We start from the raw sequence: 23,799 nt of genomic DNA on the forward strand, positions 1-23,799 counted from the left end.
AGGTTAGCATCCTCTTACGTAAGCATTCGCTAACGCTTGAGGAAGGTGATCAGCATGGCCCGGATCGTGTTCGAACTGGAGATCGAGGCACCGGCGGCCGCGGTGGTGCGGGCTCTGGACAGCGCGGAAGGAATCGCCGGCTGGTGGACCGGGGACGTCGACTTCGCCGGCGGTGAGGGGTCGATCATGAGAGTCGGTTTCCCGGTCGCGCCCAAGCCGTTCGAGCTTCGGGTCGACGGGGTCGACGACAAGCTGGTGCGGTGGACATCGGTCGGGGACTTCCCGCCGCACTGGTCCGGCACGACGATCACCTGGACTCTGACCCCGACCGACGGTGGCACCCAGGTGCACTTCGGCCACGACGGCTGGGCGAGCGATGACGGACCGTTCCCCGGCGCCGCGATGACCTGGGGCCAGCTGATGACCAGCCTCAAGCAGTACGTCGAAACCGGCCGCGGCACGCCGCTCTACCGGAAGGACTGATCCACCGCCGGCGGCGGTTGACGGTGATCCCCGAGCCGAAGTCGATCCTGGGACAACGCGGTCATGCCTCGATGTTGGTCATCACGTGCTTGACCCGGGTGTAGTCCTCCAGTCCGTACATCGACAGGTCCTTGCCGTAGCCGGAGTGCTTGAAGCCGCCGTGCGGCATCTCCGCGACCAGCGGGATGTGGCAGTTGATCCAGACACAGCCGAAGTCCAGCCGTTTCGCGGTCCGCATGGCCCGGCCGTGGTCACGGGTCCAGACCGAGGACGCCAGGCCGTACTGCACGCTGTTGGCCCACCGCACCGCCTCGTCCTCGTCGCTGAACTGTTGCACGGTGATGACCGGGCCGAAGATCTCCTGCTGGCTGGCCTCGTCGTCCTGGCGCAGCCCCGACACCACCGTGGGTGCGTAGAAGAACCCGCGCTCGCTCACCCGCGTGCCGCCGGTGTGCAGCTGGGCATGATCGGGCAGCCGTTGCACGAAGCCGCTCACCCGGTCCAGCTGGTCGGGGTTGTTCAGCGGGCCGTACAGCACGTCCTCATCGTCGGGCATGCCGGTCTTCGTGTTGTTCGCCTGCTCGGTCAGCGCCGCGACGAAGTCCTCGTACGACCGCGGCCCGGCCAGCACCCGGGTGGCCGCCGTACAGTCCTGTCCGGCGTTGAAGTAGCCCGCGACCGCGATCGCCTCCGCGGCCTTCGCCACGTCGGCGTCGTCGAACACCACCACCGGCGCCTTCCCGCCGAGCTCCAGGTGCACCCGCTTGAGGTCTCGCGCCGCGGTCTGCGCCACCTCCATGCCGGCCCGCACCGAGCCGGTGATGGAAACCATCTGCGGCACCTCATGCTCCACCAGCGCTCGCCCGGTGTCCCGGTCGCCGCACACCACGTTGAACACGCCCGGCGGGAGGAACTCCGCGGCCATCTCGGCCAGCAGCACCGTGGTCACCGGCGTGGTGTCGCTCGGCTTGAGCACCACCGTGTTTCCCGCCGCCAGCGCGGGCGCGAACTTCCAGACCGCCATCATCATGGGGTAGTTCCAGGGCGTCACCTGCGCGCAGACCCCGACCGGCTCCCGCCGGACGAACGAGGTGTGTCCCGCCAGGTACTCGCCCGCAGCCCTGCCCTCGAGCACCCGCGCGGCGCCGGCGAAGAACCGGAGCTGGTCGATCATCGGCGGGATCTCCTCGGTCATGGTCAGCCCGATCGGCTTGCCGGTGTTCTCCGACTCGGCCGCGACCAGTTCGTCCGCGCGCGCCTCCATCGCGTCCGCGAGCTTGGAAAGCGCTCGCTGCCGCTCGCTCGGTGTTGTCTCGCGCCAGGTCTCGAAAGCCTTCGCCGCGGCTCGCAGCGCGGTGTCGACGTCGGCCGGTGCGGACAGGGGCGCGGTGCCGAACGCCTCACCGGTGACCGGATCGACCAGGTCGGACGTGCGGCTGTCGGCGGCGTCGCGGAACTCGCCGTCGATGAAATTGCGGACCGTTCGTTTCGCGTTCATCAGGTCCCTCCGATGACTCGCCTACATCGCCAGCGTTGAGGAAAAGACCAGGAAAGTCCATGGGCGCCGGTGACAACGAGGCAGAGACAAACCCACGATCGGCTGGCTACAGTGAAAAGATTCGGAATGGGTCCGAGCCATGCAGTCCGCCGCCCGTTTGCTGCCGCCCCTTGTGCTCGGTGTGGAGAGGAGCATTCGATGGTGCGGTTCAGCTACGTCCAGCTTCCCGACTACCCGCTCGTGGACTGCGTCGACATGATCAAGACCGCCGACGAGTTGGGGTTCTACGCCGCGTACAGCGTCGACGAGACCTGGCACAAGGACATGTGGCTGCTGTTCGCCGCGGCGGCCGACAAGACGAAGAACATTCGCCTCGGGCCCAATGTCACACATGTGATCCTGCGCGAGCCGACCCACATCTGCCAGATGCTGGCCACGCTCGACGAACTGTCCGGCGGACGGGCCGAGGCGGTGGTCAGCTTCGGCAACCTCGGCCTGCTGGAGCAGTACAACATCGACTGGAAGACGCAGAAGCCGTTGGCCCGGGTGCGGGAGGGCATGGAGGTGATGCGCCGCTTCCTCGACGAAGGCGCGATCACCTTCGACGGCGAGTTCTTCAAGTACACCGGGCTGTTCACCTTCGCCCGCCCGGTGCAGGAGAAGATCCCGCTGAAGATGGGCGCGATGGGCGGACCGCGTTCGTTCGAGGTCGCGGGGGAGATCGCCGACGGGATGCACCATGCGCTCGGCTACTCGCGGGAGAACTACGAGTACGTCGCCGAGCACGTCAAGCTGGGCCTGGACAAGTCCGGCCGGAGCCTGGACGACTTCGACCTGGGAGCGTGGGTGGTCTTCGCGGTCGCCGAGGACTCCGAGGCGGCCAAGCGAGCGGCGCGGATCATGGTCGGCTTCTACATCTCGTCGATGCCGGCCAACCAACTGGCCCGGCACGGTCTCGACCGGGACGACCTGCAGCCGATCATCGACGCGCTCGGCGCGGGCCAGATCGACCGGGCCATCGAACTGACGTCGCCGGAGCTCGCGGCGACCCTGTCCGTGGCCGGTACGCCGGAGGAGTGTGTCGCCAAGCTGAAGACCGACATCCTGCCCACCGGGGTCAACCACATCATCGCCGCGGTCACCGACCCGATGATGGTGAAAGCCTTTAGCGGCAAGGAGATCCAGGGCGTTCCCGACGTCCAGGGACAGCTGCGGCTGATCCACGACAAGGTGATGCCCGAACTCGGATGAGGACGCCATGACGGTACTGAATTGCGCGCCTCCGGCGCGCGGGTCATGGGCCTGCAACTCCCGGCCTTCCCTCGTCGCTGTGCCCTTGGCCTCGCCTCCGGCTCGGCGGGTCATGGGGCTGGAACTCCCGGCCTTCCCTCGTCGCTCCGGTCGCTTCGCTCCCTCCACTCCTCAGTCCAGGCCGGGAGGCCCCATGACCGGGCTCCCTCCCATCCCCAGTCCAGGACGGGAGGCCCCATGACCACCGACGCCGAGGGTCAGCAGCGGGATTTCGTCAAGGAGTGGCGTGATCCGGCGTACGGCTGTTTCAGTTCGGGTCACAAGTTCTGCCGCAACGTGTGCCCGGTCATGCAGGTCACCCAGAACGAGAACCATTCGCCGACCGCGTTCCACGCGAACATCGTCGCGATGGAACAGGGCGCGCTGACCGTCGCCGACGTCGCCGAGGACTACGTCCACTGCACCCAGTGCGGCGCCTGCGAACTGCGTTGCCCGAACACGCTGATGGCCGGCGAGTTCTACCGGGCCCGGACCCGAACCGTGGACGTCGTCAAGGCGATGCGGGCACTGGCCGTCGACTCCGGTATCGAGCAGCCCAACTGGAAGCGCTGGGTCGAGGCGACCGTCGATCGGAAGAACGAGCCGGTCCTCGACGTGCCGGTCGCGCAGGAGAACGTCGCGAACTGGGCGGACGGCCTCGGTCTCGGCGTCGGCGGCGAGACGGTGTTGTTCGTCGACTGCGAAGCGGCGTTCTACCGTACGACGTTACCGCGCGCGGTGGCCCAGATTCTGCAGAAGGGCGGGGTCGAGTTCGGGCTCATGCAAGAGCAATGGTGTTGCGGCGGACCGGCCGCGGAGATGGGCTATGTGGCCCGGTCGCGGGAGTTCGCCGTACACAATGTGGCCGACTGGCGCAGTATCGGCGCCGGCCGGATCATCACGCTCGATCCGCACGACTACATCACGTTCACCGAGGACTATCCGCGATTCTTCGGTGCCGAGTACGAGTTCGAGATCGTGCACATCACCGAACTCGTGGCCGAGTTGATCCGGGCGGGGACGCTGTCGTTGACGGTGCCGATCGAGCGCGTGGCCACGTACCACGACCCCTGTCGGCTGAACAAACGCAAGGGCATCCACAAGTCGCCGCGGGAGATCCTGCGGGCGATCCCGGGACTGGACTTCCGCGACGTCGACCATGTGACGCAGTGGTCGTACTGCTCGGGTGCCGGTGGCGGGCTGAGCATCGAACGTCCGGAGATCACCGCGGCGATCAGTGCGCAACGGCTCGATCGCGCGGCCGCGCTGGAGGTCGACCTGTTGGTCAGCGCCTGCGTTTGGTCGGAGCGCCCGCTGGCCGCCGCGGGGGAGGGGCTGGACATCGAGGTCCGCGACTTGATGGAGCTCGTGGCCGAGTCCGCCGGTATCGAGGTGACGGCGGTGACGACATGACCACGATGGCGATCTCCGACGCCCTGTACGACGAACTGGTCGGCATCCTCGGTGAGGACGGCGTACTGACCGGCAAACCGGCGCGGTGGAACCGAACCCGGACGCCTGCGCCGTTCCCGGTGCATCGCTGGCAGGAGCACGTCCCCGACGTGGTGGTGCTGCCCCGCACCACCGAGCAGGTCGCCGAGATCGTCCGCCTCGCCAACCGCACCGGTACGGCGGTAGTGCCGCGTGCGGCCGGCACCGGCCTGACGGATGGAGCCACCCCGATGCGGGGCGGGATCCTGCTGGACGTGAAGCGGATGAACGAGATCCGCGAGATCGACCTGGAGGACCGCACCGTCACCGTGCAGCCCGGCATCAACATGCAGAAGCTCAACGAAGTCCTCCAGCCGTACGGCGTGATGTACCCCGACGACCCGGCGAGCTATCCGTGCTCCATGGTCGGCGGACGCATCGGCACGAGCGGCTGGTCACTGATCGGCGCGCGCTACGGCCATACCCGCGATCTCGTCTGCTCGATGGAGGTGGTGCTTCCCACCGGCGACGTCATCCGGGTCGGCGAGGGCGGCGGGCGTAAGTTGCGCAAGGCATCCACCGGGTACACGATCAAGCCGCTCTTCATCGGTCATGAGGGGACGCTCGGCGTCGTCACCGAGGCGACCCTCGAACTGGTCCCGCGGCCGCAGGTGGAGTTCGCGGCCTTCTTCGGCTACCGCGACTACGAGACCGCGTGGCAGAGCACCGGTGCGTTGGCCAAGTCGGGGTTCGCGACCCTCGCCGGGGTGGTGCTCTTCGACGAGTGGAAGCTCGCGTACCTGCGCCGCGACGACGAGGCGTACATCGAGCAGCCCGACTGGCTGAAGAGCGTCGTCGCGGTGGCGATGTACGGCAACGAAGCCGAGGTTGTCCCGGCCGCTCGGGAGATCATGCGGATCGGGCGGGAGTCCGGCGGCAGCTACCTCGGTGACGAGGTCAGCCAAGGCGACTGGGCCGCCCGCCACGACCGGTACGCGATCCCGCTGCACGGCCGGCTACGCACCGGCGAGGTGGTACCGATGTCCTGGCACTGCGAGGACGCGGCACTCAACTACAGCGTGCTGCCCCGTGTCCGCGAGGAATGGCACAGGATCGCCGACCACTACATCCGGCGGTACGGCGTCTTCGACGACTGGGGCATTTTCGCCTACACCAATGGCGCGTACAAGCCGTGGGGCGACTACCTCGTCGAGATCGACATCGGCATCTGGGAGCAGAAGCTCGACGACGAGATGTGGGAGGCCTGGCTGAACCTCAAACGCGAGATCATCGAGGTAACGCTGAAGTACGGCGGCTCGATCAGCGCCTGCCACGGGGCGAGTCGCGCCGGCGATGTGGAGTACGTCCCCCAGGAACTCGGTGGGGCCTTCGACGTGATGAAGAAGATCAAGCGCACGCTGGATCCGAACAACATCATGAATCCCGGAAAATACCTTCTCGACCAGGCTTACGAGGACTGAAGAGTCATGTTCGGCTTCCGGCTCTCCGCGCAGAAACCACCCGACGCACGGCGGATCACCGACGACGTGGTGATGCGGTTCGACCACGTCTACGAGGTCGATCCCGACAAGATGGCGATCTTCAACCAACAGGACCTCCCGGCCTGGGACACCCACCGGATAATCGACAGCCGCTGGGACCACCTCGCCTGGATGCACCAGCACTTCGCCGACAAGATCCTCGGCATGTCAGACCTAGGCCTCAACGAGGACGGCACCGACCCCGAGACCTGAGCTCTGCGCTGACAGACCGGGCAGGCCGTGCAAGCGCGTGACCGCCGCTCCTCAGCTGCTGGACATCGCGTCCGTCGGTGGCGTCGTGCAGGACGAACTCGGAGAAGTGCAGAAGCAACACGTCGTCGGGCCGGCTGTGCGGGAACAGATCCTCGATCCGCCCCCTGGATGACGTGCACCGACTCGTTGCGGACGACCCGCACGTCGAAGGCACCGATTCCGGGGTCACCGAGAACGCCGGCCAGAGCCTGCGCATCCGCCGTCGGTGCGCGAAGCCGCCCGAGCCCCTCGTGTTCATAGACGTCGTTAGCGACGATCAGAGCCTTGCGCCGCCCTGCCATCCAGCCGCCCTCCCCGGCGCGGAATGCCCACTCACCTCAGTGTCGGTCACGATCCCCCGGCCAGCCAGCCGTGGGGCTCGCTAGCATGCAAGTGTCGAGGAGTACAGGTGGACGAGCACACAGACACCCTCATCCAGGCGCGGCAGGCCTGCGCGGCCCAAGACTGGCCCACCGCTGCGGCACGCTTCGATGCGGTCCCGAGCGAGCGGTTGAGCGCCGACGACCTCGCGGCGTACTCCGATGCTGCGTGGTGGCTCGGCCGCATCGACGACACGCTGCGGCTCGGCGCTGCTGCGTGCGATGTCTTCCAGGCCGACGGGCGACCGGCCGATGCCGCCTGGGCTGCCTTGATGGTCGGCATCTTCCACTTGGCCCGAGGGGACGAACCGCAGGGTATGGGCTGGCTCGGCCGCGCGGGACGCCTGATGGAAGGGATGCCGGAGTGCCCGATGCACGGCTACGTCGCCCACTTCACCGAGGTGGAGTCGAAGCTCATGGCCGACCGCCAGCCGGCGGCCGCGCTGGACGCGGCGCGTCGGGTGCGGGACATCGGCCGCCGCTGTGACGAGCCCGACCTGGTGGCTGCCGGCCTCCACGGTGAAGGCCGCGCCCTGGTCAGGTCGGGTCAGGTGGTCGACGGGCTGGCGCTGATCGACGAGGCGATGGCCACCGTCACGGACAGCCGTGTCACGCGCCGTCACTCGTTCGTGACCGGCGGCCTCTACTGCCACACCATCGCGACCTGTCATGCGGTCGCTGACCTCCGCCGGATGGTCCGCTGGACCGAGCTCACCGAGCGGTGGCTGGCCTCCTTTCCCGCAGCGGTGGTGTTCGACGCCCTGTGCGGCGTGCACCGGGCGCAACTGCACCTGCTCCGCGGCGAGTGGGACGAGGCAGAACGACGGGCGCTCGAAGTCGCCAAGGGGCTCGACGCCCACCGCGTCGACTACGCCGCGGAGGCCTGGTACGTCGTTGCCGAGGTACGCCGGCTGCGTGGGGCCTCGAGCGCCGCCGAGGCGTACGACGAGGCCCACGCGCGGGGGCGCGACCCGCAACCGGGACGGGCGCTGCTGCGGCTCCGGCACGGCGACGTCGTGGGCGCCGCGACGTCGGTGCGCTCGGCGCTGGTGGCCGCCGGCAACGACTCGCGGCGGAGGGCGCCGATCTGCGCGGCGGCGGTCGAGATCACGATCGCCGCGGGACGACTGGACGAAGCGGCGGACGCCGCGTCCGAACTGGCGGCGACGGCGGCGACGTACGCCACTTCGGGCCTGGAGACGATGGCATGCGCCGCGCACGGGGCGGTGCTGCTCGCGGAAGGCCGCGCCGCGGAGGCTCTGCCGGTGCTGCGGGACGCATGTCGGCGGTGGCACGAGTTGGGCGCCGCGTACGACGCTGCCGGCACCTGTGTCCGCCTCGCCGAGGCCTACCGGGCGCTCGGTGACGAGACGTCTGCGGCCGCGGAGCGCGCGCAGGCAGAGGCGGCGTACGAGCGACTCGGCGTACACCGTCCAGCACCGCAAGCGCCGGACGGGCTCACCGGGCGCGAGTGCGAGGTGCTCGCCCTGGTCGCCGACGGACGCTCCAACCGGGAGATCGGCGAGGCGCTCCATATCAGCGACCGCACGGTCGCCCGGCACCTGACGAACATCTTCCACAAGATCGGCACCACCTCTCGTACGCAGGCGGCTCGCTACGCGATCGACCACGGGCTGTCGACGTCTCGTTGAGGCGGCTACGCACAACCGCGTAGTGCCGCCGCCAAGGTTGGTCAATCGCTTCGATGAGGCAGGGCCATCGCGCTGTCTAGCGTCGGGGGTCGGACGCACGCTGCAGGAGCGCGCACCAACCCAGGGAGCGACGTGATGAGCAACATCAGCGACACCGTGACCCAGCGGGTCATGCCGGCCCCAACGGCCAGGGTCAAGGTCTCCGACGGCGACGAACTCGACGTGTGGGTCTTCGGCGAGGGCACACCGGTCGTGTTCGTCCACGGCGGGATGATGCGCGACTTCCTCGTGCCACTGGCCGACGAGCTCGCCAAGCGAGGCGACTACCAGGCGATCCACTTCGGCCGGCGCGGGCACGGCGGTCGCGGGCTGCCGGCCGAGGCCACCGACATCCCCGGGCAGGCAGCGGACGTCGTCGCCATCCTCGACGCGCTCGGGATCGAGAACGCGCATGTGGCCGGGCACTCCTTCGGCGCCTACATCGCCCTGGAGTTGGCGGGCCGCGCGCCCGATCGGCTGCTGTCGGCCCTCTTGCTGGAACTCGTCCTCGGAGCCCATCTGAAGACCGAGGAGTCGCAGCAGGGCTTGAAGGGCTTCACTGAGGTCGTCGCTCCGGCCATGGCGGAGAAGTACGCGAGCGGCGACAGGTCCGGCGCTGTCGCGATGTTCTACGAGGTCACCTCGAGCGTCGAGGGCGCGAGGACGGTCGTCGAGTCTGCCCTGCCAAAGGGTGCCGGGGAGCTCGCGGCCGCGGATCTCGCCACCTTCCTCCAGATCGACGGGCCCGCGATGGACGCCTGGGTCACCATGGCCGAGCCGGCAACGATTCGGGAGATCACGACTCCGATCACGTGGATCGGCGGTGCCGACAGCCCGCCCCACTTCACCGAGAGCCGTGACATCCTGCAGGAGTGGCTGCCCATGACCACTTCAGTCGACATCGCCGCCGCCGGTCACTACTTCCCGCTGCTGAAGCCTGCCGAGACGGCCGCGGCGGTCGGCGAGTGGTGCGAAGCTCGATCAAGACGATGCTGAGCGTGACGATGCCCGGCGCGACCCTGCCGGTGGCAACCCGGTCGTTGCCGGCCGGCGTGTCAACGGTCAAGTGCTGCCGACGGCTCCGGTACTCCGCTCACCGCGGAAGGGCGCGTGCTCAGCCCTCGACATTCGCGGGATCAGGCTTGTACCGGCGCTGGTGCAGCATGCAAATCTGCGGAAACCAGGCCAAGGCCGCCCGCTACCGCTCCTCACACCCCTGACGCGGCCGGATGACTCCACCGGAAGAACTCTCCCCGTCACTCCGTACCAGTGACCGAGTTGTTGTCATTGGCAACATCAACCTCATTGTCTGAGGGTTTGCGAGCACGGTCTTTTCCGGGCGATGTTCTGTATCGTGGGTAGACCGGCGCGAAGCGCGTGCGCCGGGGTAGGGGGCTGCCGTGATGAAGTCGGGCGGGCATGGCGGGGGTGATGTCGCCGGGGTGGAGCGCGCCCTGCAGTTGGTGATCGACTCCGGGCACGCCGAGCGAGCACCGCGGGCGGCGTTCAACCTCGGGGTGCTCCGTGAGGATCGGGGCGACTTCGCTGGAGCGGAACGGGCCTACCAGTTGGCGATCGTCTCCGGGCACGCCGACCAGGCCCCGAAGGCGGCGGTCAACCTCGGGGTGCTTCGTGAAGGCCGGGGTGACTTTGCCGGGGCAGAGCGGGCGCTCCAGTTGGCGATCGACTCCGGGCATGCCGATATGGCTCCGATGGCGGCAGTCAACCTCGGGGTGCTTCGTGACGATCAGTTCGGGGCTGAGCGGGCCTATGGGCTGGCGATCGCCTCGGGGCACGCCGATCAGGCCCCGAAGGCGGCGGTCAACCTCGGGGTGCTTCGTGAGGGCCGGGGTGACTGCGCGGGAGCAGAGTGGGCCTACCAGGTGGCGATCGACTCCGGGCACGCCGACCTGGCTCCGCAGGCGGGGGTCAACCTCGGCGTCCTCTGCCACGGTCGGGCAAACTTCGCCGGGGCGGAGAGGGCCTTCCAGTTCGCGATCGACTCCGGGCACGCCGACATGGCCCCGAAGGCGGCCTTCAACCTCGGCGTGCTCCGTGAGGATCAGGGCGACCTCGCCGGGGCGGAGGATGCCTATCAACTCGCCATCGACTCCGGGCATCCAACGGCTGCTTCGTTCGCGCGAGAGGTGACGATGCAGCTGCGCGGACACGAAGACCCGCCCGGCGCGACTGATGCGACTTGCCGCCGAACGCCCTAGCCTCGATAGCGAGATGTCCACGACCCACCAGCCCGTACGACGCCTGGACCTGCGCGCCGACTGCGCGCAGTGCGCAGGGCTGTGCTGTGTGGCGCTGACGATGACCGCGTCGGCCGACTTCGCCATCGACAAGCCGGCCGGTGAACCCTGCCCGAACCTGAAGCGCGACTTCCGCTGCGGCATCCACGCGAGGCTGCGGGACGGTGGCTTCCCCGGCTGCACTGTGTACGACTGCTTCGGGGCCGGCCAGAAGGTTACTCAGGTGACCTTCGGCGGCCGCGACTGGCGGCAGGTGGCGGACTCGGGCGCGCAGATGTTCGAGGTGTTCTCGGTGCTGCGGCTGCTGCACGAGCTGCTTTGGTACCTGACCGAGGCGCTGGAGTTGGCACGCCCGCTGCACAGCGAGCTCAGGCGGGCGCTCGACGGTACCGAACGCCTGGCCCTCGGCAGCCCGGAGTCGCTCGCGGAGCTCGACGTGTCCGCCCACCGCTCCTATGTCAACGGCTTGCTGCTACGGACCAGTGAGCTCGTCCGTGCCGGCGTCTCGCCCACACCGATGAACCGCCGCGGCGCGGACCTCATCGGCGCAGACCTCCACGGCGCCGACCTGCGTGGTGCGGACCTGCGGAGCGCCTACCTGACCGCCGCCGACCTGCGTCAGGCCGATCTCACAGCCGCCGACCTCATCGGTGCCGATCTCCGGGATACCGACCTGCGCGGCGCCAATCTCGCGCGGAGCATCTTCCTGACCCAGATGCAGATCAACGCGGCCCGCGGCGACGCCGGTACGACGCTTCCGCCGCGGCTGATCCGCCCGTCGCACTGGTCCTAGCGTCGACCATTCGCACCTCGGGTGATCTCCATCGACGCCCGGCTCACCTCCGACGTGCCCACAGCCGGCCGGTACGGAACTGCGGAACATCCAAATCTTGACAGAGTTAAGTAAGTGTTCCAATATCCTATCGGATCCGAGTTCCTGGCAGCCGTGTGTCGAAGACCGCGCGCACCAGGGATCTCGGCTGTCAGATCATCAGAGAGGTCGCCGCTCATGACCAGATCCCTTCGAAACAGGGCGATGCGAGGCATAGTCGCTCTCGTCGCCGTCGGCGCGCTGCTCCCGGCGAGCGCGGCCGCGACGTCTTCCGCCGTACCCGGTGCGAGTGGACCGCGGCCGGGGCCGCGCGGAGTCACCACGACGGCGAGCGCCCCCAGCGCCGCGAGCATCAGCAGCCCGGCGAGCGTCACAGCGGCGGCGGGTCCGTCGTTGGGGCCGGCGGGGGAGGCGGCGCGGAAGCCCTACATGGGCTGGAGCAGTTACAGCATGCAGGTGTACTCGAACGACGGCGGCAACTGGATCTCAGCGGCCCAGATCATGGCCCAGTCGGATGCGATGCACAAGAAACTCCAGCCGTACGGGTACGAATACATCAACATCGACGCGGCCTGGAACGGCGGCATCGACGAGTACGGCCGGCCCGTACCGAGTAAGAAGCTGTACCCGAACGGCCTGCAGGCGGTGATCAACCACATCCACGCGAACGGCCAGAAGGTCGGGCTCTACAGCATCCCGGGAATCTCCAAGGCGGTGCTGGACGCCAACCTTCCCGTTTACGGCCACCCAGGGTGTACGACGGGGGACCTGGCCAAGCAACCGTTGCAGCAGGGGGATTACTGGGGCTTCGGGTACCGCATCGACATGACGAAGCCGTGTGCCCAGGGGTACATCGACTCGATCGTCGATCTGCTGGCCTCCTGGGGCGTCGACTTCCTGAAGTTCGACAGCGTGACGCCGGGCTCCGGCAAGAACGATCTGTCGCTCGATGCACGCGACGAGGTCAAGGGATGGTCGCAGGCTCTCGCTCGGCACAACATCTGGCTCGAACTCTCCTGGGCTCTCGACATCAACTACGCGGACTACTGGAAGCAGTGGGCGAACGGCTGGCGGGTCGACTGGGATGTCGAGTGCTACTGCCCGGGTGAGGCACTCACGGCCTGGCCGAACATCTCGCGGCTCTTCCCCAAGGTGGCGGACTGGTGGCGCCATGGTGGACCGGGCGGTTGGAACGACCTCGACTCGCTGAATGCCGGCAACGGCACGATGGACGGGCTGACCAAGGACGAACGGCGTACGGCGGCGACGCTGTGGGCGGTCTCCGCCGCTCCGTTCTACATCGGCAACGACATGACCAAGCTCGATTCGTACGGCCTGGAACTGCTCACGAACCGCGAGGTGATCGCGGTCAACCAGGCCGGGCGTCCCGCGCAACCGGTGTCGACCAAGACCAACCGGCAGGTGTGGTACTCGCTCAACGCGGACAGCTCGTACACCGTCGCGCTGTTCAACCTCGGGACCACCGAGGCCGACATGACAGCGAACTGGGCGGACCTCGGTCTGGACGGCTCGGCGACAGTGCGCGACCTGTGGGCGAAGAAGGAGTTGGGGAAGTTCGCGTCCGGCTACACCGCGGCGACTGTGCCCCCGCATGGTGTCCGCCTGTTCAAGGTCACGCCGCAGAAGGACTCGGTGATCCGCGTCAACGACGACGATCTGCGGGTCTCCTACGACGGCGTCTGGCAGCGCAACGGCAACCGTGAGGTCCCGGCGGTGTCGGAGCCGCTGACGGTCGCGGTGACGGATTCGGGGGCCGAACCGGCCGGCAAGGCCGCTGCCACCGGCGTACGGACAGTCGAGCTGAACAACGACGACCCACAGATCGTCTACACGGGTTCGTGGAGCCGGAGTACGGGCCGTGGATTCGGTGACTATCAGGACGACGTGCAGTACACGGAGACCAACGGCGACGCCTTCACGCACACCTTCGTCGGAACCGGTGTCGACTACGTGACGGAGACCGACAGCTCGCAGGGTGAGGTCGACATCTACGTCGACGGTGCGTTCAAGGAGACCGTCAACACCCACTCCGAAGCACGCGCCGCGCAGCAGACGGTGTACAGCATCTCGGACCTGCCGAACGGAAGCCACACGATCCGCGGTGTGAAGAAGTCGGGATCGTTCATGCTGGTCGACAAGCTGGTCGTGCGGCAGGAGAGCCTGCTGAACCCGGGCACGGCAGCCTTCGACAAGTCGCCGTCCGCTCAGGCCGATGTCAGCACCGAGATCGGGCGTGACCCCGGCGAGCTGGTCGCGATAGCGAACGGTGGCACGGACCTTGTCAAGGGCAACGACTACACCGTCGACGGCCGGGTCGTGACGATCAAGAAGGAGTACCTCGCGGCTCAGCCGACCGGTACGACGAAGCTGGACTTCCGCTTCCGCGGTGACTACCGCGACGACGTGCACGCCGCGACTGCCAACGGTGCGGCGATCGAGTTCGCCTTCCGGGGTACCGGCGTCGACTGGGTCACGGCGCTGGGTCCGGATCAGGGCGAAGCCGACATCTACATCGACGGCAAGCTCATCGACCGGGTGAACCTGTTCAACCAGACGCGCGTCACGACGCGGCAGGTGTTCACCCATCCCGGCCTGAAGGATGGGCAGCACACTCTGCGCATCGTGAAGGTCTCAGGTGACGTACTGCGAAGCGACGTGATCCGGTACACGATCGCCAGATTGCACTGACGGTGGCGGCGTTGGGTGATCTGGAACCCGTCGAAGGTTTCAGATCACCCAGCGGCGGTGCGACGTCCCAGGCGTCGTCGGAGGTCCGGAGTACGGCCGCGCAGTGCGCGAGGCTGAGCTGCCTCGTCACCGGCGGCGCACGTGCCGGCTCACGACATGCGGTGCCGCTATCCGGCCACAAATGGTGAAAGTCGGTCATGATTGGGCGGTGGGGGAGCATTCCGTCGAAGTGTCCGCGCGTGAGGCCGAAGTGCTGGCACTTCTGGGGCTTCGGCTCTCGAACGCCCAGATGGCCCGTCGCCTGCAGGTGTCGGTGCGGACGGTCGAGGGCCATGTTTCGTCGCTGTTGCGCAAGTACGGGGTGGCGGGCCGGAGCGCGCTGGCCGATCTCGCCGAAACGGTCGGTGCGGGCGTCCCGCCCCCGCTGGGACGGCTGGCCGGATTGCCGCGGGCGCGGACCTCGTTCATCGGGCGCGCAGGGGAGCGCGACGCCGTTCTGGTCGCGTTGCGGGACGGACGGCTGGTGACGCTGCTGGGTCCCGGCGGTGTCGGCAAGACGCGGCTGGCGATGGTCGTGTGTGACGAGGTCGGTCCCCTGTTCCCCATGGGCGGGGCGTTCGTCGATCTGGCTCCCGTCGGCGCCGAGTTCGTCGCCCAGGCGGCGGCCGAGGCGCTGGGCGTTTCGGAACAGCCGCAACAGCCGCTGGAAGACACCATCGCCGAACGGCTCGCCCGAGGCCGGTCGCTGCTGATCCTGGACAACTGCGAGCACCTGCTGGACGCGGCCGCGGGCTTCGCCGAGCGGATCCTGTCGGCCTGCCCCGGCTCCACGATTCTGGCTACCAGCCGCGAACGGCTGGGCCTTCCGGGCGAACAGGTCCTGCACGTCGGGCCGCTTCCGCTGGACTCCGACGCCGAGCGGCTCTTCACCGACCGTGCGCTGGCCGCCGATCCGGCGTACGTGGCCGATCCGGCGGTGGTGGCGGATCTGTGCGCGCGCCTCGACGGGCTGCCGCTGGCGATCGAGCTCGCGGCCGCCCGCAGCGCCTCGCTCGGGGCGTCCGGCCTGCTCACGGCGCTGGGCGACTATCTACGCCTGCTGGCCGGCGGCCGCGGCCCCGCCGTACGGCATCGTTCGCTGCGCGGGGTGATCGGCTGGAGCCATGACCTGCTGGACGAGGAAGAACGGGCGCTGTGGCGCCGGCTGGCGGCCTTCACCGGCTCGTTCGACCTGGCGGCCGTGTCGGCGGTCTGCGACGTCGATCCGGCGGCGGGCGCCGACGTCCTCGGCCGGCTCGTGGACAAGAGCCTGGTGATGCATCGGCGCGGGCCGGTGAGCCGGTGGCAGATGCTGGCGACGATCCGTGCCTGCGCCGCCGAGCAGCTCGACCTCAGCGGTGAACGGGCCGAGGTCGGGCACCGGCACCTGGCCTGGGCCGCGGCGACCGCGGCGGCACTGGAGGACCCCCGGGGCGGATCGAGCGAGGATTTCGACACCGTCGCTGCCGAACTGCGGGCGGCGCTGGCCGCGACGCCCGCCGGTCCGGACCCCGTCGCGTACCGGCTGGCGCGTTCGCTCAGCCGCCTGGCCTACACGCGCCGGTTCCTGCGGGAATCCCAGGGCCACTACGAGCGTGCCGCCGGGCACGCCCTCACGGCGACGGACGCGGCCGAGGCCTGGGGCGGTGCGGCGGATTGCGCGCAGGTCATGCACGACACCGGCCGAGCGTTCGAGCTGCGGCTGAAATCGGCCGCGGCGTCGGATGCCGCCGGGGACGGCAACGCCCAGGCGATCGCGCTGGCCCGGGCCGCCGAGCTGGCCGGCCGGTTCCCGGCGACGTTCCGTACGGAGATACCGCACGAGCAGCTCAACGACCTGCTCCAGAAGGCGGCAGGCGTGGGCGACCCCGCCGATCCCGCCGTCGCCGCCCATCTGGCCTGCGCGGCGGCGTGGAACGCGGGCCCGCGCAAGCTCGCTCCCGATCCGGTGCTCGGCGTGCGGGCCGTCGAAGCGGCGCGGGCCACCGCCGACCCGGTACTGATCAGCGGTGCCCTGGACGCGCTGCGGACCGCGGCCGCTACGTCCGGCCGGCTGCGCGAGGCGCACCGGCTCAGCGGCGAACGGCTCGCCCTGCTGCCGCGCATGGACGCCGGCGATCCGTACCCGGCCCCGGAGATCGACGACGTGTACGGCGGGGCGTGCGCCGACGCGGTCGCCGCTGGCGACCTGCCGGCCGCGATCGCCGCCGCGCACCGGCTGCTCGCCGATGACCTGCTCGGCCGGCACCCCTACCTGTCGCCTGCCAAGGTGATCCCGGCGCTGGTGCTCACCGGGGATTTCCAGGAGGCACTGCGGTACGCCGTCACGATGTGGGACAGCTGGCAGCGCTCCGGAAGCCCGCCCGCGTTCGGGATGCCGGCTGCGGTCCACTTCACCTCGCTGGCCTACGGGCTGCTCGGCGACCGCGAACTGTCCGCGCGGTGGCGCGGCCGCGTCGACGCGGTCTCCGGCATCCCCAACCCGTTCCAGACCCAGCTGACGCCGCTCGCCTGTTTCGTGGACGCCCGGATCGCCGTCCACACCGGCAACCTCGCCGACGCGGCCGATCTTCTGGAACGTGCGTTCCGGTACGTTCCCGGCGCGCGCCACGAGCCGTACGCCCACGCCGCCGCCGTCGAACTCGCCGTCATGGCCGGACTCCCCGGGGCCGAGAAGCGCCTGCCCGAACTGGAGGCCGACGCGGAGGAGAATGACTGGGCCGGCGCCTGCCTGGAACGCATCAACTGGCGCCTGTCCGGCGACTCCGCAGCCCTGGAGGCCTCCCTCCAAGGCTGGGAACGCCTGGGCGCCCGCTTCGAGCACGCCCGTACCCTTCTCCTTCTCCACCCCAAGGTCCTACCGGAAGATGTCAGCCGGTCTTGGTGAGGGTGTAGGTCATCATCGGCGCCCAGGTGTTCTCGCCGATCGGCACGTCCGAGTCGACCGTGACGGTGCCGTCGGCGTTCGGCGTACGGGTGATCCGGGCAGGGCCGGTGACCACCAGGGCGTCCCCGGTGAAGCCGCCGTGGTATTTGCTGCTCGTGTCGTCGTAGGGGCCGAGACTGTTGAAGAAGTGCGTGCGGAACCGGCCGGTCGCGGGGTCGTAGTCGAACATCTCGTACCCGGCGTCGAGCACCTCCGTCCCGGCGACCTCGAAGGAACTCGACCAGCGGTGGACGAGGAAGAAGCCGCCCTCCATCCACTCGAAGGTCTCCTCACCGAGGATCTCGGTGGCCGGCCCCATCGGCCCCTCGATGGTGGAGCCCTTCAGCTTCCAGGAACCCACCAGGAAGTCCAGTTGCCTCAGGGCGGCATCCGGGGTCGGCATCTCGAACTCGGTGTTCTCGGACATAGTCGTTTCCTTCCATCGTGCCTGTGAGGGCGTCTCCGTCGTTCTTGGTGCCCTTAGCTTGCGGCTCAGGAGGGCGAACGGGCATCGGTGGCGACCACGTGTTCACTACGTGCCGACCACGTGCTCCGGTGGCCCGGGGCGCGGGATGAAGGCCGCGTAGGTGACAGGCGTCAGGACGATTGGCCGTCCGGTGCGCCGAGGCCGCGGACGGTGCGCCGGAGGGTGGTGTTGTCCTCGGTCGACCGCCAACGGACAACGGCAGCCCGTTCACCCGTCGACCGGGCGGCGGCCTTGAGGTCGTCGATCTCATCCACGTTGGTGATGAGCAGCACGGCAACAGCCGCGCGGGTCCCGGAAAGGTCTGACTCGACCGTCGAGACATCAAGGTGGACCGACCGATCGGGGGCCCACCGGATGACGACCCGGAGTTGGAGTTCGTCCACCCAGTACGTCGGCCGTCGCGGATGCCAGTCCTTGTCCCGGCTGGGTGGATCGATCTCGGGGAGTGCTTGCCGTACTGCGTCGTACAGGGCCTCCCGGTAGGCCTGGGCGCTGCGGTCCTCCGCGCCGAAGGTGACGCGTTGCAGCCCGACCTCCTGGGGCAACCGCCCGCTGGCGGCGGTGACAGCCACGACCGCGCCCACGAGCAACGATCCGAGGGCGGTGAGATCGCTGGCGCCGCGGAAAGCGAGGAGTACCCCGACAACGACGAGCGCGAGCCCGCCGAGCCCGAGACCGGCCCTGATACCGGGCCGCAAATCCGTTGCCACAACCCTCACATCCCTAAGTACCTCCATGATTACTCTTCGCTGACGCAAAATCACGTCCGGTGGTGACCTGGTGGCTCTGGGGCATGACGTGGGACCACGAGTTGCCGGTGGCCGCAGTACTGGGGGCGCCGCCACCGAACCGGTCTACCAGGGGGCGGAGTCCCCGTGCGACCATCAGCAGATGGCTGTCGCATCGATGAACGCGCTTGGCGCGGACCTGCTTGCCAAGGCCACCACGGCCGGGAGTGGGCGTAGCTCAGTCACGGTGTACGGCAGGTCGGGTGCGCGCCTGCGGCAGACGCTTGTCGCGCTGGGGGCCGGTCAGGTGATGGGCGAGCACAAGAGTCCCGGTGACGCGTCGGTGCTCTGTCTGGAGGGGCGAGTCCTGCTCCGTGCCGGCGAGTCACAGGTCGAGCTCGGACCCGGTGACCTGGTCGCGGTGCCGCCGCAGCGCCACGACCTCGAAGCTCGAGAGCCATCCGTCCTGCTGCTGACGGTCGCCCTGCACTGAACGGCCAGGGTGGCCGCGGCGCCGACGACCTGCAGTTCGGAACGCAGTCGCCCCGGGGGGTGACGCGCACGATCCGGCAGACATGATTGCTCAAAGCAAAGGCTCGGCGGTAAGCCGCTCACTCTTCCGGCACCCGGTCCCGCGGCGTAGCGTCCGAATCGGCCCAACGGTTCGGAAGGGGAGGGGCGCAATGAAGATTCGTAGCGCAGGTTTGGTGATGATCTCGGCGGCCGCATTGTGTCTGGGGGGAGTGGTGTCCACGGCCTCGGCGACGTCGTCCAGAGTCACCGCCGCTACACCGGGAGAGCTGACGGCGATCTGCGAGGACCTGTTCGGTGACGTCTACGCGGCACCGAGCGCGGAACCGCTCGCCGTCTGTCAGTGGGACATGGCGATCATCGACGCTGACGCGTCGACCCGGGCGATCGGCACCGGTGAAGGCGTCCGGGTCGGCGTCATCGACAGCGGGATCGACGCGACCCACGCCGACATCGCGCCGAACCTCGACCTGGCCGCGTCCTGCTCGTTCATCAGGCCGGGTACGCCGACCGCGCTGCCGGCCGAGTTCGCCACCAGTTGCACGAACAAGGCCGCATTGCGGGACTTCTACGGCCACGGAACGCACGTGGCGTCGGAGATCGCGGCCCCGATCAACGGGATCGGGATCGCCGGGGTCGCTCCGGAGGCCACCCTGGTCGCGCTCAAGGCGTGCACGGCCGAGGGGTACTGCTTCGTCGACGCGGTCGCGGCGGCGCTGCGGTACGCCGGTGACCAGCGGCTCGATGTCGTCAACATGAGCCTGTTCGCGGATCCGTACCTCTACTACTGCCAGAACGAGGCCGAACAACGGGCCATGCTCGAGCAGTTGAAGTCGGCGGCTCGGTACGCCCAGCAACGCGGCGTACTGCTGGTGGCATCGGCCGGCAACCAGGCTGACGACCTTCAGCACCCGACGATCGACGACATCAGCCCCGACTACCCGCCGGACTCCGCGGTGACGCGGCAGGTCCGCAACAACTGCAGGGTCGCACCGGCTGAGTTGCCTGGCGTCGTGACCGTGTCCGCGACTGGGCCGGTCGGTTACCCGGGGTACGACATGAACATCGCCGACTACTCGTCGGTCGGCATGGGCGTCGTGGACGTCACCGCGCCGGGGGGCGACTACTTCTCGGCCACCGGCACGGTGCAGGACGCCGTACTGGGTGCGCTGCCGAACACGCCGTCGCTGTTGTGGGACGCGTTCGACCCACTCGAGCCGGCTCTTCCTGGTATCACCGTCGTTGACCAAGGGCAGCGGTACGGCTTCCTCAACGGAACGTCGATGTCAGCACCGCACGCGACCGGAGTCGCCGCGCTGATCATCGAGCAGCACCCCGGCTGGTCGCCAGGTGCTGTCGCGGCAGCACTCGAGCGCACCGCCACGCCGCTGGCCTGCCCGGCGAACTGGCAGCCCATCGACGAAGCCGACGACCGCCAACGCTGCTACGGCAGCCCGAACCGCAACTCCTTCTTCGGAGCCGGCCTGGTCAACGCCTACAACGCCGCAACCTCGTAAGCCTTCGTCGAGAAGGACGGTGCCGTCGGGAACGATCCACTGATCCGCCGCGCTCTACTTCGCCACGCTGTTCCAGTACGACAGCACGACGGTGAGTCAGTAGCCGTAGCCTCCGTCGGTTGGCTGGGGATCGCTGGTGGTGGGCTGGCCAGGCTCGGTTGCGCTCGTTGTTGCAGCGCGCCAGGTGAACTTCGTGCCGCCGAAGGTGTCTTCGAGGTTGTTGCCTTCGTGCTGGCCCGGTCCGGTGTCGAGCTTGAACGTATAGAGCGGTTTGCCCTGGAAGGTGAGTTGGTCCTGGCCGTTGTCCGGGCGATGCACGGTGGACAGACCCGCGACGGCTCCGCCGGCCGCACCTTCCGCACCAGCCGGGAACCAGAAGTCCAGGCAGGCCGCGGTGCAATGGATCGATCCGTCGGCTTCCTGATCGGCGAAGTACAGCGTCTTGCCGGCGGAGTCCACCAGGGCCATGCCCACACCGTCGACGTTCTTCACCGCTACAGAACCGGTACCTCCTGCGTCGCCTGTCGCGGCGTCCGATCCGTCGTTGCGGTTGCCACACCCCGCCAACGCGCTAACGGAAACCAGCGCCCCGATGGCCATGGTCACCCAGCACTTTCCGGATCGCGATGGCATCAGCTTCATCTCGGGATTCCTCTTCCTCAGTCCGGCCGTCGAGGTACGGCCCGTACTGCGGTGAGTACGCCGCTGGTCGCGCGACGGTTCAATCGAGACGGCAATTGAACCGTTCGCGGCTGGTTTGCGTATCTGTCTGGTGTGGAGGAGGCGCCCGACAAGGAGACGATCGTCCGCGCCCTGTATGACCGGTACAGACGGCCGCTGTTCGGCTACGTCCTGCGCTCGGTGGGCGGCGACTACCAGTACGCCGAGGACATCGTTCAGGAGACCATGATGCGAGCCTGGCGCGATCCGGCCGTACTCGAGCCCGAGCGGGCCGGACGGTGGTTGTTCACCGTGGCGAGGAATCTGGTCATCTCAGGACATCGCCGACGGACCGCACGGGTGAGCGAGGTGCCGCTCGCCGGGCAGGAGATCGAGACGACCGATGACGAGATCGGCCACGTGATGCTGGCCTGGCAGGTGATGGACGTCCTGCAGGGACTGAGCCACGACCACCGGCAGGTGATCATCGAACTGTTCTACCGCCGGCGGACCGTCTCGGAAGCCGCCGAGGTACTCGGGATTCCGCCGGGCACTGTGAAGTCCCGGAGTTACTACGCGCTGCACGCTCTGCGCGCGGCGCTGGAGGAGCGAGGAGTGACGGGCTCATGAGGTGTCCGGAGACGATCGCGGTCGGCGCCTACGTGCTCGGTGCGCTGGCCGCCGGCGAGCGGCTCGATCTCGAGGGACATCTCCGCGACTGTGCGACCTGCCGCGACGCCCTGCACCGGTTCGCGAACCTGCCAGGGCTCCTTCATACGCTGACGCTCGAAGAGGTCACCTCCACAGCGTTCGAGGACGAGCCCCTTCTTGCTCTGGCGGCTGGTGTGCCTGACTCAGCCGACATCCCCGCCACCGTTGGCCAGTCTGCCCTGGGCAAGCCGCGGACTTCCTCTCGCAGACGTACGCTGATCGCCGCCGCTGCGGTCGTCTTCGTGGCGCTCTCAGGCGTCCTGGTCGGTCGCGAACTGGTCACTGACTCAGCGCCGCCAGAGCAGGCAGGTGTCAGTTGGTCGGCGACGGACGGCGTCGGGGGAATCGACACCACCGCGAGGCTCAGCAACGAGTCGTGGGGCACTGGCATCCAGTTGCGGATGAAGGATCTCGAACCCGGACAGCTGTGCAAGTTGGTCGTGCACGCCCGGAGCGGCGAATCAGAGACGACCGGTTGGTGGACGACCAACTACGTCTACGCCGCCGAGGTGCCGGCCAGCACGTCCATCGCTTTGCCGGACATCGACCGCATCGACGTGGTCACCGCGACCGGCACAGTCCTCACCTCACTGACAGCGTCAAGCCGATGAGACGGGCCCTACCTCAGTGAGCTGAAGAATTCGCGGACGTCGTCGACCAGTAGGTCGGGTGCCTCCATGGCGGCGAAGTGGCCGCCGCGGTCGAACTCGGTCCAGCGCATGATGGTGTCGGTCTTCTCGGCGAACCGCCGGATCGCCACGTCGGTGGGGAAGACCGCGACCGCGGTCGGCACCGTCGAGCGCTCCTTGGGCGCCCAGGCGGCCGCGTCGTGGAACCGTTCGTAGTACGAGTTGGCCGACGACAGCGCGGTACCGGTGAACCAGTAGATGCTGATGTTCGTCAGCAGGCGGTCGCGATCGACTGCGTCGTGGGGGAGTTCGGCTTTCGGATCTGTCCAGTCCTTGAACTTCTCGGTGATCCAGGCCAGCTGTGCGATCGGGGAGTCGATCAGGCCGTACGAGACCGTGAGTGGCCGGGTTCCTTGGACCTGCATGTAGCCGGACTTGTCGTCCTGGTAGTCTTTGAACGCGGCGAGTCGCCCTCGTTCGGACTCGGTGAGTGCGGCCATGTCCTCGGGATCGCCGGTCGGGAACGTGACATGGGCATTCAGGTGGATCCCGATCACCTGGTCGGGTGCGAGCCGTCCGAGCGCGGGCAGGATGAAGGCCCCCACGTCGCCACCTTGTGCGGCGTACCGGTCGTAGCCGAGCCGTTCCATCAGTACGGCGAACGCGGCGGCGGTGCGCTTGTCGTTCCAGCCGGTCCGTGAGATCGGGCCGGAGAAGCCGTGGCCGGGATGGGCCGGGATGACCAGGTGGAAGGCGTCGGCCTCGTCACCGCCGTGGGCAACCGGGTCGGTCAGCGGGCCGACAAGGTCGAGGAACTCGACAGCCGAGCCCGGCCAGCCGTGCACGAGCAGCAGGGGTGTCGCGCTCTCGACGGTCGAGCGGACGTGCAGGAAGTGGATGTCCTCACCGTCGATGCTGGTGACGAACTGCGGGTAGCTGTTCAGCTCGGCCTCATGCTTGCGCCAGTCGTACGAGGTTGCCCAGTAGTCCGCGAGTTCCTTCAGGTACGACGCGGGGACGCCGCGCTCCCAGCCGGACCCGGGGAGCTCGGCGGCCCAGCGGGTGCGGGTGAGTCGAGACCGGAGATCGTCGATATCGGCCTGCGGAATATCGATGCGGAAGGGGCGGAACTCGGTGTCGTTGTTCATGGTTTCTCCTATGTCAAGCGGCTGGTGCGAGGTTGGTTGTCGTGCCGCTGGTTGGGTT

General features: G+C 68.4%; 21 protein-coding genes. 16 read left to right on the forward strand and 5 right to left on the reverse strand.

Annotation, left to right across the window (positions count from 1 at the left end; translation table 11 throughout):
* Window positions 1-54 precede the first annotated feature (54 nt).
* A complete protein-coding gene (locus ABD255_RS01890) occupies window positions 55-483 on the forward strand; it encodes an SRPBCC family protein (RefSeq protein ID WP_344209037.1) in 429 nt (142 codons plus the stop codon).
* 61 nt (window positions 484-544) lie between these two features.
* Here the strand turns inward: ABD255_RS01890 and ABD255_RS01895 are convergent, their stop codons facing one another.
* The gene (locus ABD255_RS01895; RefSeq protein ID WP_344209039.1) at window positions 545-1,981 is read right to left on the reverse strand and encodes a gamma-aminobutyraldehyde dehydrogenase; all 1,437 of its coding nucleotides are present in this window, start codon (window positions 1,979-1,981) and stop codon (window positions 545-547) included.
* 198 nt (window positions 1,982-2,179) lie between these two features.
* Between ABD255_RS01895 and ABD255_RS01900 the strand changes: the two genes are divergently transcribed.
* From ABD255_RS01900 to ABD255_RS01945, 11 genes are all read left to right on the forward strand, one after another.
* Window positions 2,180-3,232 (forward strand): LLM class flavin-dependent oxidoreductase, encoded by a 1,053-nt coding sequence (locus ABD255_RS01900; RefSeq protein ID WP_344209041.1) that lies wholly within the window; start codon window positions 2,180-2,182, stop codon window positions 3,230-3,232.
* Window positions 3,233-3,469: 237 nt separating this feature from the next.
* Window positions 3,470-4,684 carry a (Fe-S)-binding protein gene (locus ABD255_RS01905; protein ID WP_344209043.1) on the forward strand — a complete coding sequence of 405 codons (1,215 nt, stop codon included), beginning with the start codon at window positions 3,470-3,472 and terminating at the stop codon, window positions 4,682-4,684.
* Window positions 4,681-6,183, forward strand: coding sequence for an FAD-binding oxidoreductase (locus ABD255_RS01910; RefSeq protein ID WP_344209045.1), 1,503 nt, complete (start codon window positions 4,681-4,683; stop codon window positions 6,181-6,183). The genes ABD255_RS01905 and ABD255_RS01910 overlap by 4 nt, the downstream gene beginning before the upstream one ends.
* Before the next feature lie 6 nt (window positions 6,184-6,189).
* The gene (locus ABD255_RS01915; RefSeq protein WP_344209047.1) at window positions 6,190-6,456 is read left to right on the forward strand and encodes a hypothetical protein; all 267 of its coding nucleotides are present in this window, start codon (window positions 6,190-6,192) and stop codon (window positions 6,454-6,456) included.
* A gap of 448 nt (window positions 6,457-6,904) precedes the next feature.
* Window positions 6,905-8,527 carry a LuxR C-terminal-related transcriptional regulator gene (locus ABD255_RS01920; protein WP_344209049.1) on the forward strand — a complete coding sequence of 541 codons (1,623 nt, stop codon included), beginning with the start codon at window positions 6,905-6,907 and terminating at the stop codon, window positions 8,525-8,527.
* Window positions 8,528-8,662: 135 nt separating this feature from the next.
* A complete protein-coding gene (locus ABD255_RS01925) occupies window positions 8,663-9,562 on the forward strand; it encodes an alpha/beta fold hydrolase (protein ID WP_344209051.1) in 900 nt (299 codons plus the stop codon).
* A gap of 8 nt (window positions 9,563-9,570) precedes the next feature.
* Window positions 9,571-9,786 carry a CGNR zinc finger domain-containing protein gene (locus ABD255_RS43600; protein WP_425554359.1) on the forward strand — a complete coding sequence of 72 codons (216 nt, stop codon included), beginning with the start codon at window positions 9,571-9,573 and terminating at the stop codon, window positions 9,784-9,786.
* 183 nt (window positions 9,787-9,969) lie between these two features.
* Window positions 9,970-10,785, forward strand: a complete 816-nt coding sequence (locus ABD255_RS01930; protein ID WP_344209076.1) for a tetratricopeptide repeat protein — start codon at window positions 9,970-9,972, stop codon at window positions 10,783-10,785.
* 13 nt (window positions 10,786-10,798) lie between these two features.
* Window positions 10,799-11,617: a pentapeptide repeat-containing protein gene (locus tag ABD255_RS01935; RefSeq protein WP_344209053.1), complete on the forward strand. Its 819-nt coding sequence runs from the start codon at window positions 10,799-10,801 to the stop codon at window positions 11,615-11,617.
* Window positions 11,618-11,860: 243 nt separating this feature from the next.
* Window positions 11,861-14,365: a X2-like carbohydrate binding domain-containing protein gene (locus tag ABD255_RS01940; RefSeq protein WP_344209055.1), complete on the forward strand. Its 2,505-nt coding sequence runs from the start codon at window positions 11,861-11,863 to the stop codon at window positions 14,363-14,365.
* Between the two features lie 208 nt (window positions 14,366-14,573).
* The gene (locus ABD255_RS01945) at window positions 14,574-17,291 is read left to right on the forward strand and encodes an ATP-binding protein (protein ID WP_344209057.1); all 2,718 of its coding nucleotides are present in this window, start codon (window positions 14,574-14,576) and stop codon (window positions 17,289-17,291) included.
* On the opposite strand, the gene ABD255_RS01950 is transcribed toward ABD255_RS01945, so the two are convergent.
* Window positions 17,275-17,757, reverse strand: coding sequence for a DUF1579 family protein (locus tag ABD255_RS01950; protein ID WP_344209059.1), 483 nt, complete (start codon window positions 17,755-17,757; stop codon window positions 17,275-17,277). The two genes, ABD255_RS01945 and ABD255_RS01950, sit on opposite strands and share 17 nt — an antisense overlap.
* Window positions 17,758-17,927: 170 nt before the next feature.
* Window positions 17,928-18,527, reverse strand: coding sequence for a hypothetical protein (locus ABD255_RS01955; protein WP_344209061.1), 600 nt, complete (start codon window positions 18,525-18,527; stop codon window positions 17,928-17,930).
* A 181-nt stretch (window positions 18,528-18,708) separates the two neighbouring features.
* Between ABD255_RS01955 and ABD255_RS01960 the strand changes: the two genes are divergently transcribed.
* Window positions 18,709-19,038, forward strand: a complete 330-nt coding sequence (locus tag ABD255_RS01960; protein WP_344209063.1) for a cupin domain-containing protein — start codon at window positions 18,709-18,711, stop codon at window positions 19,036-19,038.
* Between the two features lie 190 nt (window positions 19,039-19,228).
* On the forward strand, window positions 19,229-20,593 hold the full coding sequence (locus tag ABD255_RS01965; RefSeq protein ID WP_344209065.1) for a S8 family peptidase: 1,365 nt from the start codon (window positions 19,229-19,231) through the stop codon (window positions 20,591-20,593).
* 96 nt (window positions 20,594-20,689) lie between these two features.
* Here the strand turns inward: ABD255_RS01965 and ABD255_RS01970 are convergent, their stop codons facing one another.
* On the reverse strand, window positions 20,690-21,085 hold the full coding sequence (locus ABD255_RS01970; RefSeq protein WP_344209067.1) for a COG4315 family predicted lipoprotein: 396 nt from the start codon (window positions 21,083-21,085) through the stop codon (window positions 20,690-20,692).
* A 282-nt stretch (window positions 21,086-21,367) separates the two neighbouring features.
* Here ABD255_RS01970 and ABD255_RS01975 point away from each other — a divergent pair, with 282 nt between their 5' ends.
* Window positions 21,368-21,883 carry a sigma-70 family RNA polymerase sigma factor gene (locus ABD255_RS01975; RefSeq protein ID WP_344209069.1) on the forward strand — a complete coding sequence of 172 codons (516 nt, stop codon included), beginning with the start codon at window positions 21,368-21,370 and terminating at the stop codon, window positions 21,881-21,883.
* Window positions 21,880-22,575, forward strand: a complete 696-nt coding sequence (locus ABD255_RS01980; protein WP_344209071.1) for an anti-sigma factor family protein — start codon at window positions 21,880-21,882, stop codon at window positions 22,573-22,575. Before ABD255_RS01975 ends, ABD255_RS01980 begins: the two co-directional genes overlap by 4 nt.
* Before the next feature lie 8 nt (window positions 22,576-22,583).
* Here the strand turns inward: ABD255_RS01980 and ABD255_RS01985 are convergent, their stop codons facing one another.
* Window positions 22,584-23,741 carry an epoxide hydrolase family protein gene (locus ABD255_RS01985; RefSeq protein ID WP_344209073.1) on the reverse strand — a complete coding sequence of 386 codons (1,158 nt, stop codon included), beginning with the start codon at window positions 23,739-23,741 and terminating at the stop codon, window positions 22,584-22,586.
* Window positions 23,742-23,799 lie beyond the last annotated feature (58 nt).

This window comes from Kribbella sancticallisti (assembly GCF_039530625.1).
Taxonomy (GTDB): Bacteria; Actinomycetota; Actinomycetes; order Propionibacteriales; family Kribbellaceae; genus Kribbella; species Kribbella sancticallisti.

Bases quoted from the DNA above. Each gene is read 5' to 3' on its own strand.
- ABD255_RS01890 (WP_344209037.1), top strand. From the start codon at position 55: ATGGCCCGGATCGTGTTCGAACTGGAGATCGAGGCACCGGCGGCCGCG.
- ABD255_RS01895 (WP_344209039.1), bottom strand. From the start codon at position 1,981: ATGAACGCGAAACGAACGGTCCGCAATTTCATCGACGGCGAGTTCCGC.
- ABD255_RS01900 (WP_344209041.1), top strand. From the start codon at position 2,180: ATGGTGCGGTTCAGCTACGTCCAGCTTCCCGACTACCCGCTCGTGGAC.
- ABD255_RS01905 (WP_344209043.1), top strand. From the start codon at position 3,470: ATGACCACCGACGCCGAGGGTCAGCAGCGGGATTTCGTCAAGGAGTGG.
- ABD255_RS01910 (WP_344209045.1), top strand. From the start codon at position 4,681: ATGACCACGATGGCGATCTCCGACGCCCTGTACGACGAACTGGTCGGC.
- ABD255_RS01915 (WP_344209047.1), top strand. From the start codon at position 6,190: ATGTTCGGCTTCCGGCTCTCCGCGCAGAAACCACCCGACGCACGGCGG.
- ABD255_RS01925 (WP_344209051.1), top strand. From the start codon at position 8,663: ATGAGCAACATCAGCGACACCGTGACCCAGCGGGTCATGCCGGCCCCA.
- ABD255_RS43600 (WP_425554359.1), top strand. From the start codon at position 9,571: ATGCCCGGCGCGACCCTGCCGGTGGCAACCCGGTCGTTGCCGGCCGGC.
- ABD255_RS01930 (WP_344209076.1), top strand. From the start codon at position 9,970: ATGAAGTCGGGCGGGCATGGCGGGGGTGATGTCGCCGGGGTGGAGCGC.
- ABD255_RS01935 (WP_344209053.1), top strand. From the start codon at position 10,799: ATGTCCACGACCCACCAGCCCGTACGACGCCTGGACCTGCGCGCCGAC.
- ABD255_RS01940 (WP_344209055.1), top strand. From the start codon at position 11,861: ATGCGAGGCATAGTCGCTCTCGTCGCCGTCGGCGCGCTGCTCCCGGCG.
- ABD255_RS01950 (WP_344209059.1), bottom strand. From the start codon at position 17,757: ATGTCCGAGAACACCGAGTTCGAGATGCCGACCCCGGATGCCGCCCTG.
- ABD255_RS01960 (WP_344209063.1), top strand. From the start codon at position 18,709: ATGGCTGTCGCATCGATGAACGCGCTTGGCGCGGACCTGCTTGCCAAG.
- ABD255_RS01965 (WP_344209065.1), top strand. From the start codon at position 19,229: ATGAAGATTCGTAGCGCAGGTTTGGTGATGATCTCGGCGGCCGCATTG.
- ABD255_RS01980 (WP_344209071.1), top strand. From the start codon at position 21,880: ATGAGGTGTCCGGAGACGATCGCGGTCGGCGCCTACGTGCTCGGTGCG.
- ABD255_RS01985 (WP_344209073.1), bottom strand. From the start codon at position 23,741: ATGAACAACGACACCGAGTTCCGCCCCTTCCGCATCGATATTCCGCAG.